The sequence below is a fragment of the Streptomyces sp. NPDC046985 genome, from assembly GCF_040644415.1.
Taxonomy (GTDB): domain Bacteria; phylum Actinomycetota; class Actinomycetes; order Streptomycetales; family Streptomycetaceae; genus Streptomyces.
In genome coordinates this window covers 106,856-121,430 of record NZ_JBEYWK010000021.1, presented here as the reverse complement: position 1 = coordinate 121,430, position 14,575 = coordinate 106,856, and the positions used below count along the sequence as shown (strand labels likewise).

Here is a 14,575-nt window from a genome sequence, read left to right as displayed (position 1 = left end):
CTTGCTGACCGCGCTGGCGCTGACCGCGAGCGGGTGCGTGGTGGTGCACGGCGAGCGCCAGGTGCTCCCGGCCGGCACCCGGGCCCAAGCCGCCAGGGCGCTGCGGCAGTTCACCGTCGCCTACAACAAGGCCGACAAGGCGTACGACCGTTCGCTGGACGCCGGCCGCGTCACCGGTGCGCTCGGCGCGATCGACGCCGCCCGGCTGAAGGCCGGCCACGCGGTCAGTCCGGGCGGGAACCCCGCCCACACGCCCCTGAAGCTCACCGACGCGCGGTTCACGATTCCGAAGAAGGCCGGCTGGCCGCGCTGGTTCCTCGCCGACGCCCGCGGCAACAAGGGCGGCGCCGCGCGCTGGCTGCTGGTGTTCACCCGCGCCGACCTGGACCGGCCGTGGCAGGTGGCCTACCTGACGCTGGTGGCGCCGGGCGCCGTGCCGAAGTTCGCCAAAGATGAGGCTGGTTGGGCCGAGGCGGTGCCCGCGGACTCCGCGCGGCAGGCGGTCGCGCCCGGCGACCTGAGCCGGGACTACACCGCGTACCTGAAGGACGGCGACGGCCCGTTCGCCGCGGGCGCGCACACCACCGGCTGGCGCGCGCTGCGCGCCCGGCAGGCGGTGCGGCCCGGTCTGGCCACCCAGTACATCGACGAGCCGCTGTCCGGCGGCGGCTACGCCCCGCTGGCGCTGCGCACCGCCGACGGCGGCGCGCTGGTCTTCTTCGCCACCCGCCACTACCAGAAGCAGACGGCCGCCCCGGGCGCCTCGGTGCCGGTCCCGGGCAAGGACGTCCGGGCGCTGACCGAGGGCGAGATCAGGCAGTCGCTGACGATGGAGTTCGTCTCCAACGAGGCGGCCCTCGACCCCGCGCGGGGCGCGGGGAAGCGCGAGGTGACGGTACTGGGGCGGGTACAGGGCATGACGTCGGCGCGGGGCGGCTGAGCGTTCTCCGGCGGCTGGACTCGGCGTGGCGTGCGGCTGGACTCGGCATGGCGTGCGGCTGGGCTCGGTGTGGCGTGCGGCTCGGCTCGGCTCGGCTCGGCTGAGCGTTCTAAGCGGCTCGGCAGGGCTTGTCGGCTGGGCGGGGCTTGTCGGCCAGGCGCCTTTCAGCGGCTGGGCTCGACTGAGCGGCGTGGCATGGCGTGCGGCTGGGCGCCTTGCAGGGGCTCGGCTCGGATGAACGCTCTTAGCAGCTCTGCGAGGCTTGTCGGCTGGGCGGCGTTCAGGGGCTCGGGGGCCAGGACGCGCCCACCTGTCCCGGTTCCCGGTCGACATGGCGGGCGCAGGCGTCGGTGAGGGTTTCGAGCAGGCTGAGCGGGTCGGGCAGCGGATGCTCGGGGCCGCGCAGCCAGCGCACGCCGCGGTCGCCGTCGCCGGGCAGCCGGGCGGGCGGCACCAGCACGTAGGAGCCGCGGCAGTGCCAGCGCAGCCCCGGGTGCTCGTCCATGGTCTCCGGGCGACAGTCCAGCTCGCACGGCCACCACTCGTCCTCGTCCTCGGGGGTGCCGCGGGTGAGGGCGAAGAACAGCATGCGGCCGTCGTCGCTCTCGGCGACCGGCCCGGCCTCCACGCCGGCGGCGGCCAGCCGCTCCAGCGCCTCCCGGCCGGCCTGGAGGGGCACGTCCAGCACGTCGTGCGTCATGCCGGTGGCGGTGACGAAGTTCGCCTCCGGCTGGCCCCGGGCCCAGCGCTCGATCTGCGCGCGGTCGGCGGTGGACTGCGTCTGCCAGGCGAACGACACCGGGTGCCGGGCGGGGGTGGGACAGCCCACCCGGTCGCAGGAGCAGCCGTAACCGGCCGCCGGGTGCGCGGCGAGCGCGAGGGGCAGTCCCGCCTCGGCGGCGGCGAGCAGCAGGGCCTCCCGGCCGCCGCCGTCCTCGGCGGTCTCCTTCGGGCGCCGACCGCGCAGCCACTGGAGGATTCCGCCCCGCCGGCCGTCACGGCCGCCGAACTCCGCGCTCATCTGTCGCCTCTCGTCGTCGGCTCCTCGCCCGGTCCTCGCCGGCGCCGCCGCCGGTGCGGACGACTGGACGGCTGGGTCCATGGTCCCACCATCCCGCGCCCTAAATGACCGCGCCCCGGCGCCGGGCAGCCCCGGGAGGCGCCCGCCGGGGTCCCGCGGCCGTCCCGGCGCGGGGTCAGCGCGGGGCGATCCCGTACAGGGCGTAGCCGACGAGAGTGTCGGCGTAGGCGTGGGTGAGGGGGCCGGTGCGCTGGAGCCAGCGCTGGGCGAGCGGGGAGACGAACAGCTCCAGCGCGATGCGCGGGTCGACGTCGGCGCGCACGGCGCCGCTGTCCTGGGCGGCGCGCAGCCGGCGCGCGCAGAGCCGGAGCCGCGGTTCCAGCAGCCTGGCGACGAACTCCCGGCCGACCTGCTCGTTCAGCAGTCCCTCGGCGGCCAGCGCCCGCGCCGGCGCCTCGAACGCCGGGTCGAGCAGCCTGTCGACGGCAGCGCGCAGCACGGCCCGGAGGTCGGCGGCGAGGTCGCCGGTGTCGGGGATCTCATACGGCGCCTGACCGGCCTGCCCGGCCGCCTGCGCGGAGAGGTCGAGAAACGCCTCCAGGAGCACGTCCGCCTTCGACGGCCACCACCGGTAGATCGTCTGCTTGCCCACCCCGGCGCGGGCGGCGATTCCCTCGATCGTGGTTCTCGGATACCCGATCTCGGCGACGAGGGCGAGGGCGGCGGCGTAGATCGCGCTGCGGGACCGCGTACTGCGGCGGGAGGCGTCGGGGGCGGTTTTGTCGGGTATGGGGGGACGGTAGCAGGGCGCTGAGACGGCGCGTCTCGCCGTACACAGGGATGCGGGGCGACCGCGCTCCCGCGCTCCTGTGCACGCGCGCGCAGCGGGCCCGGGAGCCGCCTGCCGCGGGAGCTACGGGCGGGAGGTCCGGGCCTCTGTGGCCTCCGGGGCCTCCGGGGTCTCCGGGTCCGGGTCCGGGTCCGTGCCGGGCGGCGGCCAGGCGTCCCCCCACTCCGCGTCCCGCGCCGCCCTGTACAGGTCGCCGTGGCGCTTGGCGACGGTGCTGCGGCGCAGCAGCTCGTCCCGTTCGCACAGGTCGAGCAGGACCTGCCCCTTGCGGATCTGCGGGCGCCGCACTACACGGGCCGGGGCGGGCGCGACCGGAAGCCGGGTGGCGGCCACGTAGCTGAACTTCTCGTCCTCGTAGGCGAGGGAGCCGCCCTTGACCTGCCGGTGCAGGGAGGAGCGGCTGACCCGGGCCGCGAAGTGGCACCAGTCCGTGCCGGGCACGATGGGGCAGGAGGCGCTGTGCGGGCAGGGCGCGGCGACGTCCATCCCGGCGGCGATCAGCCGGTCGCGGGCCTCGATGACCCGGGCGTACCCGTCCGGGGTGCCGGCCTCCACGATCACGACGGACCGCGCGGCGGCCGCGGCGGAGTCGACCAGGCGGGCCCGGTCGGCCTCGGTCAGCTCGTTGAGCACGTAGGAGACGGTGACGAGGTCGGTGGGCGCCAGGGCGAGCGCGGCGCCGATCCGGGCCCGCTGCCAGCGAGCGCCGGCCAGGGCGGGGTGGACGGCGGCGATCTCCCGGCCGAGGGCGAGCGCGGGCTCGGCCCAGTCGAGCACGGTGACCGGCCGGGTCCCGGGCCAGGTGTCGGCCACGGCCCAGGTCGCGGCCCCGGTGCCGCCGCCGACGTCCACGTGGCCGCCCGGCGCCCACCCGGGCACGGCGTCGGCGAACGCGGCCAGCGCGGACCGTACGGCCTCGAAGGTGGCCGGCATCCGGTAGGCGGCGTACGCGGCCACGTCGGCGCGGTCGCGCAGGATCGGCGCGCCGGTCGGGGTGCTCCCCCGGTAGTGGCCGATCAGCCGCTCCACGGCCGCCCCGGCCTGCCGCGACCCCACTCCGTCCAGCAGCCCGGCCAGAGCGCCCCGCAGCCTCTCCCCCGCACCCGCATGCTCACTCACCACGCAATTCTCGCAGACCCCGACCGGGGGGACGGCCGCCGCCCGCCGGGTGCCGGGCGGCGGCCGCGGGATGCCGGGCGGCGCCCGGCCAGCTACGAGCGGCGCGCAGCAGGCGACGGGCGGCGCGCGCCGGTCAGGCGGCGCGCGCCGGTCAGGCGCCCCGTACCGCCCGTGCCAGCCGTGTCGCGGCGCGGGCCCGCGGGCGGCTGTCTCCCGGGCGGCGGCGCGGGTGGACCGTGTTGGCCAGGAGGACGAGGAAGGTGTCCGTCGCGCGGTCCAGGACCAGGGACGTGCCGGTGAAGCCGGTGTGGCCGGCCGCGCCCCGGCCCGCCAGCTCTCCCATGAACCACGGCTGGTCCACGGCGAACCCGAGGCCGGGCGGCGCCAGGAGCAGGTCGACGAAGTCGGGGCCGAGGATCCGGGCGGGACCGTAGGCGCCGCCCCCGAGCAGCGCGCGGCAGAAGGCCGCGAGGTCCGCCGCCGTGGAGAACAGGCCCGCGTGACCGGCCACGCCGCCCAGCGCCCAGGCGTTCTCGTCGTGCACCTCGCCGCGCAGCATCCCCCGGTCCGCCTTGGCCCACGGCCGTCGCTGGTCCTCGGTCGCCGCCGCGCCGGGGCAGGGTCCGAAGCCCGTCGACGCCATGCCCAGCGGGCGGGTGATCCCCTCGTGGATCAGCACGTCCAGGGAGCGGCCGGTGACGCGCTCCAGGACGTGCTGGAGGAGCAGCATGTTGAGGTCGGAGTAGAGAGGGGAGGCGCCGGGTGCGGTCACGGGCGGCTCCGCGCGCAGCAGCGCCAGCCGGGCGGCGTCGTCCGGGGCGTCGTAGAGCGGGAGTTCGGGGCGCAGCCCGGAGGTGTGGGTGAGCAGGTTCCGCACGGTGACGCCGTGCCGGGCGGCCGCGTGGAACTCCGGGAGGTACGCCCCCACCCGCGCGTCGATGCCCAGCGTGCCCCGCTCGATCTGCTGCACGGCGGCGACGGCTGTGCACAGCTTGGTGAGGGAGGCCACGTCGAAGGGGGTGTCCAGGGTCATCGGCGCCCGCTCCCGCGGGGGCAGTTCCACACCGCGGTCGGCGCCGGGGTCGTAGGCGGCGTACCGTGCGGCCCAGCCGGCGGCCTCGGCGACGGCGATCACCGGGCCGCGTCCGGCGACCACGACGGCGCCCGCCGCCCAGGGGCGCTCCCCGGCGGTGAGGTCGTGGACCTCGCGGACGAGGCGGCGCAGTTCGGCGGCGTCGAGTCCGGCCCTCTCCGGGGTGTCCCGGCGCAGTCTCGGTGTGCTCAGCTCTCCTCCCCCGGGTCCTCGGCCGCGGACGCGGTCCCGGGACGGCACATTCCCACGAAACAGGCCAGCGCTGCCAGGGCGGCCGCCAGTTGGACGACCGCCATGGGCACGGCGGTGCGCTCCCCGGCGACGCCGACCAGCGGGGAGGCCACCGCGCCGATCAGGAACGCGGTCGTGCCGAGCAGCGCGGACGCCGCGCCCGCGTGGCGCCGGGTGCGCATCAGCGCGAGGGCCTGGGTGTTGGGCATGGTGACGCCCATCGCGGACATCAGCACGAACAGCGCGGCGGCCACCGGGGCGAGGCCGACGCGGCCGAAGACGCCGGTGGTCATGAGCAGCAGCGCGGTCGACGCGAGGAGGATCACCGTCAGGCCGACCGCCAGCACCCGGTCCAGGCGGACCCGGCCGACCAGGACCCGGCCGTTGATCTGGCCGACGACGACCAGCCCGACCGAGTTGAGCCCGAACAGCAGGCTGAACGTCTGCGGCGAGGCGCCGTAGATCTCCTGGATCACGAACGGCGACGCCGAGACGTAGGCGAACAGCGCGGCGAAGGAGAAGCCGCCCGCCACCGTGTAGCCGGCGAAAGCGCGGTCGGCGAGCAGGTGACGCATCGAGCGCAGCGCCTGCCCCACGCCTCCCTCGTGCCGGGCTGACGGCGGCAGCGTCTCCGGGAGCCTGGTCCACACCACGGCGCCGAGCAGCACCCCCACGCCGGTGAGCAGGACGAAGACCCCGCGCCAGTCCGTGACCCGCAGGATCTGCCCGCCGATCAGCGGCGCCACGACGGGGGCGACGCCCGAGATCAGCATCAGACTGGAGAAGAAGCGGGCCATGGCCACGCCGTCGTACAGATCCCGCACGACGGCGCGGGCGATCACGATGCCCGCCGCGCCCGCGAGGCCCTGCACGAGCCGGAAGGCGAGCAGCACCTCGACGTTCGGGGCGACCGCGCACAGCGCGGTGGCCAGCACGTAGACCGCCAGTCCGGTCAGCAGCGGGCGGCGGCGGCCCCAGCGGTCGCTCATCGGGCCGACCACGAGCTGGCCGAACGCCATGCCGGCCAGGCAGGCGGTGAGCGTGAGCTGGACGGTGGCCGCCGGCGCGTGCAAGGAGCGGGTGACCGCCGGCAGCGAGGGCAGGTACATGTCCATCGAGAGCGGAGGAGTGGCGGTCAGACCGCCCAGGATCAGAGTGATCAGGAAACCGGCGGTACGGGCCTCGGAACGGGGCGGCCCGGCGACGCGGCTCCCGGGAGCGGATGCCCTGGTGACGCGAGTCTCGGGAGCGGGCGGCCCGGTGACGGGACTCTCGGGAGCGGGTGCCCCGGTGACGCTGCTGTGGGGAGCGGATGGCCCGGTGACGCGAGTCTCGGGGGCGGGCGGCCCGGTGACGGGGCTCTCGGGAGCGGGTGCTCCGGTGACGCTGCTGTGGGGAGCGGATGGCCCGGTGACGCGAGTCTCGGGGGCGGATGCCCCAGTGACGCGAGCCTCGGGAGCGCGCGGCCCGATGACGGGGCTCTCGGGAGCGGGCGGCCCGGTGCGGCGTCCCGTTCGCTGTTCGGCCTCCTTCGGCGCGTGCGGCGCCGGCGCCCCGCCCTCGGACATGTGCTCCTCCTCGTCTGCGCGCGTCGGCGCTCCCCGGCGCTCGACGCGTCGTACATGCCCGTCGGCGGCTGTCAGCGGCCGCCGGGCCGTCAGCAGCCGGGGGCGCTCTGCGGGCGCCTCTCCGGCTGGTCCGCCGCCCATGCTCTCAGCTCGCTCACCGTGCCGACGAACGGGTGAACGAGGGCGGGGTCCGGATGCGTCCGGTGCGACACGAGGGGACGCGGCCGCACGGGGAGCGGCGCCACACGGGTGAGGCGGCGGAGACGGGGTCCGCGGGGATGGCCGCCTGATCGGCATGCGGCGCCTTCTGGCCAGTCCGCGGGGTTGCCCGATCGGCCTGCGGGGCCTCAGATCGTTCTGCGAGCGGGGGCCGTCTGACCACCCTCGGGCGGAGTGGAGTTCCCGCCCGAATGGCCGCGCCCGGGGGCGAGCGGTGCCCCCGGGCGCCAGCGGGCGGCCGCGCCGCGGCGGGTGCGCACTCCGCGGTCCCGCGCGGAGTCCCCCCAACCAGCGCCGCGGAACGGCCGCCGTCCCTCCCCTGAAAGCGGTCTGCGGAAGCTCGACGCCTCAACTGTGAAGCTCTCGTGAAGGATGTGACGACTATAAGCCGCCCGTAGGCAGATCAACACGGGATGTCCATATTCCGCTTGTGCGGATCCTCAACGGCGGTGACGCCCGGCCGAGTCGGCGCGTGCCGCCGCCCGGCGCCGCAGCGCCCACGCGCCGCCCGCGAGCAGCGCGGCGGCGCCGGCCGCGCCCTCCACCAGCCGGCCGGCCGAGGACCCGGCGTCCGACGCCTGGGTCGGCCCGGCGGCGGGCGCGGCGGCCTTGCGCCCGGGACGGCCGCCGCCCGCCGGCGCCCCGCCCTCGCTCAGCGGCTCCACCAGCGCCCCCACCGCCTGCGCCGCTCGCCCGGAACTCCCCTGCGCGAAGCCCCAGTCGAGCAGGGCGGCGCTCTCCTCGTAGACGGCGTTGGCCCCGGTCGAGGGGTGCATCACGGTGACGAGCAGGGTGCGGCCCCCGCGGACGGCGGCGCCGGTGAAGGTGTTGCCGGCGTGGCTGGTGTAACCATTCTTCACTCCGATCATGCCGTCGTAGTTCCGCAGCCCCCACACCCCGGTCAGCAGGCGGTCGGTGTTCTGGATCTGGAACGTCTTCTTCCCGCCCGCCGGGAACGCGGCCGTGCGGGTGGCGCAGTAACCGCGGAAGTCGGCGTCGCGCAGCCCGTGCCGGGCGAACAGGGTCAGGTCGTACGCCGAGGACACCTGCCCCGGGTGGTCGAAGCCGTCCGGGCTGACCACGTGCGTGTCGAGGGCCTGGAGGTCCCGCGCCCTGGCCTGCATCTCGGCGACCGTCTTGGCGACGCCGCCGTTCATGTGGGCGAGCACGTGCACCGCGTCGTTGCCCGAGCGCAGGAACACGCCCTGCCACAACTGCTCGACGGTGTACGCGGTCCCGGCCTGGACGCCGACGAGGCTGGAGCCGGAGGGGATGTCGGCGAGGTCGGCCGCGGTGACCCGGCGCCGTTCGGTGCGCGGGAACTTCTTCAGCACCGTGTCCGCGAACAGCATCTTCAGCGTGGACGCGGGCGCCAGGCGCCGGTGCGCGTCGTACGAGGCCAGCACCTCGCCGGACTCCCAGTCCGCGAGCAGCCAGGAGCGCGCGGTGAGCTTCGCGGGCGGCTTGGACGCGGAGCGCACCTGCACGCCGGGGCGGCCCAGCCGGGCGCCGCCGACCGTCGCGCCGCCGACCGTCGCGAAGGCGTTCGCGGCGACGGCATCAGCGGCGGCGGCGTTCGCGGCCGGGGCGGGTCCGGCCACCGCGGCGGCCACGGGAGCGGCGGCGGCGAGACCGAGCAGGGAGCGCCGGGACAACGCGGGCCCCCCGTGTGCCGCGGGCGTCCGGGGGGTGGGTGCAGGCCGGGAGGACGAAGAGGAATCGCGCACTCCGGGACCGTACAGACCGAGGGCGCCACGACGCGCGGCGGGTCCGCGACGGAGCGCCGAATGCCGACCGAAGGAGGGATGCCGCTTCGGTCATCCCGCGCAGTGCGGGCGCCGCCCGCGCCCGTTCGGCCCCGCCACCCGAACGGCGTCCTGTACGGGCCATGCGGGTGTGCCCGGTGCGACAGTGGAGGGGCACGGGACGCGCCGCCGCTCCGGCTGCCGCACGCCCCGCCCCGGCTCCGTCGGCCGTCGGCCGTCCGCGTCCGCTGTGGTCCGCCGTCGTCCGCCGGTGTGCACATCGTCGTTCCGCCATCGTCCTGGGAGTTCCGCCATGACCTGCTACGACCGACGTGATCTGGGCCTGCTGCTGCTCCGGCTGGGCGCCGGCGGGGTGCTCGCCGCGCACGGCGCGCAGAAGCTGCTGGGCTGGTTCGGCGGGGGCGGGCTGGAGGGCACCGGCCAGTTCATGGAGTCCGTCGGCTTCCGTCCCGGGAAGGCGAGCGCGGCGATGGCCGGGCTGGCGGAGGCGGGCGGCGGGCTGCTGCTGGCCCTGGGCCTGGCGACTCCGGCCGCGGGCGCGGCGGCGGCCGGGGCGATGGCGGGGGCGGCGGCGGTCAACGTGCCGAAGGGCTTCTTCGCGCAGAGCGGCGGCTACGAGTACGCCGCCTCCCTGGGCCTGACGGCCACCGGCCTCGCGATCACCGGCCCCGGCCGCCTCTCACTGGACGCCGCTCTCGGGCACGCGGTGAACCGCGGCTGGATGGTCCCGGCGGCGTTCGCGGCCACGGCGGCGGGGACGGCCGCGGTCCTGGGCGCCCGCGCGCGGAACCTCCGCAGGGAGAGGGAGGTGCGGCAGGAGGCGCTGTTCGAGGAGTAGGAGCCGCTCCGTAAGGCGCACGTCAGTCGCGTGTCAGGCGCACACCGTGAGCGCCTCCGCGGCCTTGTCGACGTCGCCGAAGGCGGGCGACAGGGCGGTCACTCCGGTCACTTGGCGGCACGTCCATGCCCGCCCTCATGACCGCCGCCTCCCGGCCGCCGACGCGATGCACGAATTCTGTCGCTTTCCTTATATAAATGTTCGGCTCGGTCCTTTTGCTCCACACCCGCACTGCACTGCGCCGCGCCCTGCACACGGCGGACCATTTGGGTGTCTTTTCCCCTTAATGGTTTTCCCGCACGCGAGAAGGGCCCGGCCGTCACCGGCCGGGCCCTTCTCCCGCCGCTTGTCGCGCGACGGGCGTCTCACACGGAGACTTTCGCTGTTACCAGCGGTACCAACGGCCCTTACGGCCGCCGCCGCCCGCAGGCCGGACCACGAAGCCCAGCAGCCAGACGACCAGGACGATCACGGCGACCCACCACAGCGCCTTCAGCGCGAAACCCGCACCGAAGAGAACCAGGGCCAGAAGAAGAACCAGAAGCAGGGGAACCATTGTTATCAACCTCCTGGCCAACGAATGCCCTTACTTCCTTCCTGCAAGCACACAAAAGGCGAGTTATTTTCATGCGATGAAGGGAACCAGCACACTTTGCGCACGTTCCCCCCCGCCTCTCTCCCGCATCGCCCGCAGGCCGCTGGGATCGCTGGGGCCGCCAAGACCGCCAAGACCGCTCCATGACCCTTGTCCCGAGACCGCCGGGTCTGGTTTGGTACCGCGCTACGACCGCGTGATCGCGGGAGACAAGCGCAACGCGTGAGCGCGAGAGACACGAGGGACGCGTGAGCGCGGAGAACATGAGGAGAACGAGCGGCGTGGAGCGGGGAACGCAGACGAGCACCGGGGACGCCCTGCCGGAGGGGCTGGGCGCCACACGGACGAGCACCACAAACTCCTTGTCCGAGGGGCTCGGTGGCACACGGACGAGCACCACGGACTCCCTCCCCGAGGAACTCGGTGGCGCGCGGACGAGCGCCGGGGACTCCCTGCCGGAAGGGCTCGGTCAGGCGATACGGGAGACCGCTCGCGCCATCGCCGCGCTTCTGGAGGGCGTGACGGACACGACCGTTCCCGTGCCGGGGCTGGAGTGGACCGTCGGGGAGACAGCCGCCCACCTGGCCGTGGCCAACGGGCTGATGGCCGATCTCGCGTCCGGCCGGGAGCGCCGCTACGGGGACGGCACGCCGCAGAGCCTCGCGGCGGCCAACGCGCACAGTCTCGACGAGTTCCCCGAGCGCGGGGCGGAGCCGCTGGCCGCGGTGATCGTGGAGCAGGCCGACGTGTTCCTGGACGCGGCGGACCGGGCCGTGTCGGACGGGACCGCGGACCGGACGCTGCTGACCCCGCTCGGTCCCATGGACGTGACCGTTCTCGCCTCCTACCTGCTGACCCACATGCTGGGCCACGGTTACGATCTCGCCCGCGGGCTGCGCCGCCCGCACATGATCGACCAGAAGCGGGTCGGGCTGTGCCTGCCCTTCCTGAAGACGGTGATGCCGCGCGTCGCCGGTCCCGCCGCCTCCGCGCTGACGGCCCGTTACGCCCTGCGCGTCCGGGGCGGCGCGGCGTTCGGCGTGACCTTCGCCGACGGCAGGGTCGAGGTGCGCCCCGAGCCGCCGGAGCGCCCGGACTGCACCATCCTCACCGAGCCGGTCGCCTTCCTCCTCATCGCGCTGGGACGTCTGGGCCCGTGGCAGGCCATGGCGCGCGGAGGGGTGCTGGCCTGGGGCCGCAGACCCTGGCTGGCGCCCCGCTTCCCCACCCTGTTCCAGGCGCCCTGAACCCGGCCGGGAGACCCGCCGACGCCGCCGCCGCACACCCGAAGCACCGCTCGACCCCAGCACGGGGACGGTGCAACGACCATAGGCGGCCTCCGCAGGGACGGCGGCCGGGAGCGCGGCTCGGCGCCCCGGACGGCGCCGCGCTCGCGAGTCCACGGGGACAGCGGTCGCGGCGCCGTCGCCCACAGGGCGGCCCGGGTTCTCGTCGGCGGGGCCGGTCTCCCGTGCTGTGGCCGGAAAGGTTCACCGGCTCGCGACGCTCGGCACGGCGCCTCGCCGCGTCGTCGCACCGCCCGCGTCCGTCCAGTACGCGGGCAGTGCTCCGCCTTGCGGCGCACCGCACCGGACGCCGCGAGCTTTCTTCGGCAAACCTTTTCAGCCACAGCACTAGCATGAGGGGGTTGTCGGTGGGAGCTTCGCACGGAGGAAGCTGAGGGTGTTCTCGGTGGACGTCAGGCAGGACGCGCGCTGTGCGGTGTTCGCGCTGCGCGGCGAGCTGGACTTCGACAGCATGGTGCAGTTGCGGGAGGCGGGCGAGACGGAGCTGCGCGAAGGGCCGGGAGCCGGTCCCGTGGTGATCGACTGCGCCGCGCTGTCGTTCTGCGACTCCTCCGGCATCGGCGCGCTGCTGCACCTGCGCCAGCGGCTGGCCGAGCAGGGCCGGGCGCTGAGGCTGGCGGCCCTGCCGCCGAAGGTGTCCCGGCTGTTCAAGCTGACGGGTCTGGATCAGGTGCTTTCCGTGTACGCCGACGCGTCCGGGGCCGTGGCCGCGGGCACGGACGAGCGCGACGGCCCCGCCGGCGGCGACGGCCCGGCGCAGCCGAGTGAGGGGCACAGCGCATGACGCGCGTACCGGGACAGCAGCCGGCCAGAGACGCCGCGGCGGCGGACTCGCCCGGCGCCGCGGGGAGCGGGACGGAGGAGGATCTGCGGGCGCTGTTCGGGCAGTCGACGGCCGTGTTCGCGTCCCTGGCCGGTCCTGCTCACATGCTGGAGGCGGCCAACGCGGCGTTCTTCGCCGCGATCGGCGGCGTGGAGCGGGCCCGCACCGGCGTGCCGCTGGGCCGGCTGATGCCGGAGCTGGCCGCGCAGGGGTTCCTCGCGCTGCTGGACCGCGTCTACCGCACCGGCCGCCCCCACACCGGACGGGACGTCCGCGTGGTGCTGGGCGAGGGCGAGCGGGCCCGGGAGGCGTTCTTCGACCTCACCTACGAGCCGCGCCTGGACGTCGGCGGCAACGTCATGGGCGTACGCGTCCTCGGCGTGGAGACCACGCAGGTCAAGCACGCCCAGCGGCTGACCGCGGAGCACCGCGTCCTGCTGGAGCAGATCGCCCGTCAGGCCCGGCTGCCCGAGGCGCTGGAGGGCATGGCCCGCGCCATCGAGGAGCTGGCGCCCGGGGAGGTGCTGGTCTCCGTGCTGCTGGCGGACGCCGACGGCCGGCGGCTGCGCCACGGGGCGGCGCCCAGCCTGCCGGACTTCTACAACCAGGCCATCGACGGCATCGCCACGGGCGAGGGCGTCGGTTCGTGCGGCACCGCGGCGCACCGACGCGAGCGGGTGATCGTCACCGACATCGCCGCCGATCCGTTCTGGGAGGACTTCCGCGACCTGGCCGAGCGGGCCGGGGTGGCCGCCTGCTGGTCCACCCCGATCCTGGCCCGCGACGGCGCGCTGCTGGGCACCTTCGCGATGTACCACCGCCGCCCGCGCGCCCCGCAGGACGCCGACCTCGCGCTCGCCCGGGTCTTCGCCGACACCGCCGCCCTGGCCATCGAGCGGCACCGGGCGGAACAGGCGGAACAGGCCGCCGAGGCCCGGGAGAAGGCCGCCCGCGACGACCTCGCCTTCCTGCTGGACGTCAGCACCGCGCTGACCTCCGACCTGGACGCCGCCCAGACCCTGCGCCGCCTGGCCGAGTGCTGCGTCCCGAAGCTGGCGCCCCTGTGCGCGGTCGACGTCGTCGAGGCCGGCCGGGTGCGCCGGATCGCCGCCGCCGCCCCCGGTCAGGGCCAGCGGGATCTGCTCGCCTCGCACATCCCGGTCTACGACGCCGCCGACGACGCCGTCTCCCGCGTCCTGTCCTCCGGCCTGAGCGAGGTCGCCCGCCGCACGCCGACCGGGCCAGGCCCCTGGCACGACCTGGGCGTCACCGGTTACGTGTGCATCCCGCTGACGGACCGGGGCAGCGCGTTCGGCGCCGTGACCCTGCTGTCCACCGGCGAGCACGCCCTCGACGGCCACACCGTCGCCCTGGCGGAGGAACTCGCCCGCCGCGCCGCGGCCGCCGTGCGCAACGCCCGCCAGTACACCCACCGCGTCACCCTCGCCCGCGACCTCCAGGCCGGCCTGCTCCTGCCGGAGCTGCCCGAGGTGCCCGGCGCCGACGTCGCCGCCTACTACCAGCCCGCGGGCGAAGGGCTCGACATCGGCGGCGACTTCTACGACGTCTTCCCCCTGGACGACGGCCGCTGGGCCTTTCTGCTCGGCGACGTGTGCGGACGCGGCGCCGTCGCCGCCACCACCACCGCCCTGGTCCGCCACACCGCCCGCGCCGTCGCGCCCCTGCTGACCGGCCCCGAGGACGTCGTCAAGGCCGTCAACAGAGCCCTGGTCAACCGCCCCGGCGGCCACGGCAACGGGTTCGTCACCCTCGTCTACGGCCAGCTCACCCCCGCCTCCGACGGCCTGGACGTCGAACTGGTCCGCGCCGGGCACACCGTGCCCCTGCACCTCGACGCCCAGCACCGCGCCCACGCCGTGGACGCGTCCGGCTCGCTGCTGGGCATCACCCCCGACGCCCGCGTGAGACCCCACCGCCTGCGCCTGCGCCCGCACGAGAGTCTGCTGCTCTACACCGACGGCATCACCGAGTCCCGGGACGCCGACGGCGAACAGTTCGGCGAGCGCCGCCTCGCCGAGGCCCTGACCGGCACGCGGCCCCGGCCCGCCGCCCACCACGTCATCGACGCCCTCACCCAGGCCGTGCACCGCTTCACCGGCGGCCACGAGGTCGACGACGACCAGGCCGTCCTCGTCCTGACCGCCACGTGAACGCCGCACGCCTCCCGGCGCCGGGGTGAGTCCC

Annotated in this window: 11 protein-coding genes and 1 pseudogene; 5 read left to right on the top strand and 7 right to left on the bottom strand. The window is 75.5% G+C overall.

The annotated features are described in order from the left end of the window. Positions 1-4 precede the first annotated feature (4 nt). Positions 5-940 carry a hypothetical protein gene (locus tag ABZ861_RS25460; RefSeq protein WP_361634340.1) on the top strand — a complete coding sequence of 312 codons (936 nt, stop codon included), beginning with the start codon at positions 5-7 and terminating at the stop codon, positions 938-940. Between the two features lie 280 nt (positions 941-1,220). Here ABZ861_RS25460 and ABZ861_RS25455 read toward each other — a convergent pair whose 3' ends face one another. The 6 genes and pseudogenes from ABZ861_RS25455 to ABZ861_RS25430 all read right to left on the bottom strand — a co-directional run bounded on the left by ABZ861_RS25455 (position 1,221) and on the right by ABZ861_RS25430 (position 8,696). Continuing rightward, the gene (locus ABZ861_RS25455; RefSeq protein ID WP_361634337.1) at positions 1,221-1,961 is read right to left on the bottom strand and encodes a bifunctional DNA primase/polymerase; all 741 of its coding nucleotides are present in this window, start codon (positions 1,959-1,961) and stop codon (positions 1,221-1,223) included. A 175-nt stretch (positions 1,962-2,136) separates the two neighbouring features. Then, positions 2,137-2,751 (bottom strand): TetR/AcrR family transcriptional regulator, encoded by a 615-nt coding sequence (locus ABZ861_RS25450; protein ID WP_361634334.1) that lies wholly within the window; start codon positions 2,749-2,751, stop codon positions 2,137-2,139. Between the two features lie 123 nt (positions 2,752-2,874). After that, positions 2,875-3,930, bottom strand: a complete 1,056-nt coding sequence (locus ABZ861_RS25445) for a small ribosomal subunit Rsm22 family protein (RefSeq protein ID WP_361634242.1) — start codon at positions 3,928-3,930, stop codon at positions 2,875-2,877. A gap of 151 nt (positions 3,931-4,081) precedes the next feature. Continuing rightward, positions 4,082-5,263, bottom strand: coding sequence for a serine hydrolase domain-containing protein (locus ABZ861_RS25440; RefSeq protein WP_361634240.1), 1,182 nt, complete (start codon positions 5,261-5,263; stop codon positions 4,082-4,084). Next, positions 5,212-6,417 (bottom strand): annotated as a pseudogene (locus ABZ861_RS25435) (multidrug effflux MFS transporter); the annotation flags it as partial. The gene ABZ861_RS25440 and the pseudogene ABZ861_RS25435, both read right to left, overlap by 52 nt. Before the next feature lie 1,064 nt (positions 6,418-7,481). Next, complete coding sequence (locus tag ABZ861_RS25430) at positions 7,482-8,696, bottom strand: D-alanyl-D-alanine carboxypeptidase (RefSeq protein ID WP_361634237.1); 1,215 nt, start codon at positions 8,694-8,696, stop codon at positions 7,482-7,484. A 403-nt stretch (positions 8,697-9,099) separates the two neighbouring features. On the opposite strand from ABZ861_RS25430, the gene ABZ861_RS25425 reads away from it, so the two are divergent. Continuing rightward, positions 9,100-9,645: a DoxX family membrane protein gene (locus ABZ861_RS25425; RefSeq protein WP_361634234.1), complete on the top strand. Its 546-nt coding sequence runs from the start codon at positions 9,100-9,102 to the stop codon at positions 9,643-9,645. A gap of 385 nt (positions 9,646-10,030) precedes the next feature. Here ABZ861_RS25425 and ABZ861_RS25420 read toward each other — a convergent pair whose 3' ends face one another. Next, complete coding sequence (locus ABZ861_RS25420; RefSeq protein WP_361634231.1) at positions 10,031-10,201, bottom strand: hydrophobic protein; 171 nt, start codon at positions 10,199-10,201, stop codon at positions 10,031-10,033. A 491-nt stretch (positions 10,202-10,692) separates the two neighbouring features. On the opposite strand from ABZ861_RS25420, the gene ABZ861_RS25415 reads away from it, so the two are divergent. The 3 genes from ABZ861_RS25415 to ABZ861_RS25405 all read left to right on the top strand — a co-directional run bounded on the left by ABZ861_RS25415 (position 10,693) and on the right by ABZ861_RS25405 (position 14,541). Next, the gene (locus tag ABZ861_RS25415) at positions 10,693-11,487 is read left to right on the top strand and encodes a maleylpyruvate isomerase family mycothiol-dependent enzyme (protein ID WP_361634331.1); all 795 of its coding nucleotides are present in this window, start codon (positions 10,693-10,695) and stop codon (positions 11,485-11,487) included. A 436-nt stretch (positions 11,488-11,923) separates the two neighbouring features. Beyond that, a complete protein-coding gene (locus tag ABZ861_RS25410; protein ID WP_361634228.1) occupies positions 11,924-12,331 on the top strand; it encodes an STAS domain-containing protein in 408 nt (135 codons plus the stop codon). Continuing rightward, on the top strand, positions 12,328-14,541 hold the full coding sequence (locus ABZ861_RS25405) for a GAF domain-containing SpoIIE family protein phosphatase (RefSeq protein WP_361634225.1): 2,214 nt from the start codon (positions 12,328-12,330) through the stop codon (positions 14,539-14,541). Before ABZ861_RS25410 ends, ABZ861_RS25405 begins: the two co-directional genes overlap by 4 nt. Positions 14,542-14,575: the final 34 nt, after the last annotated feature.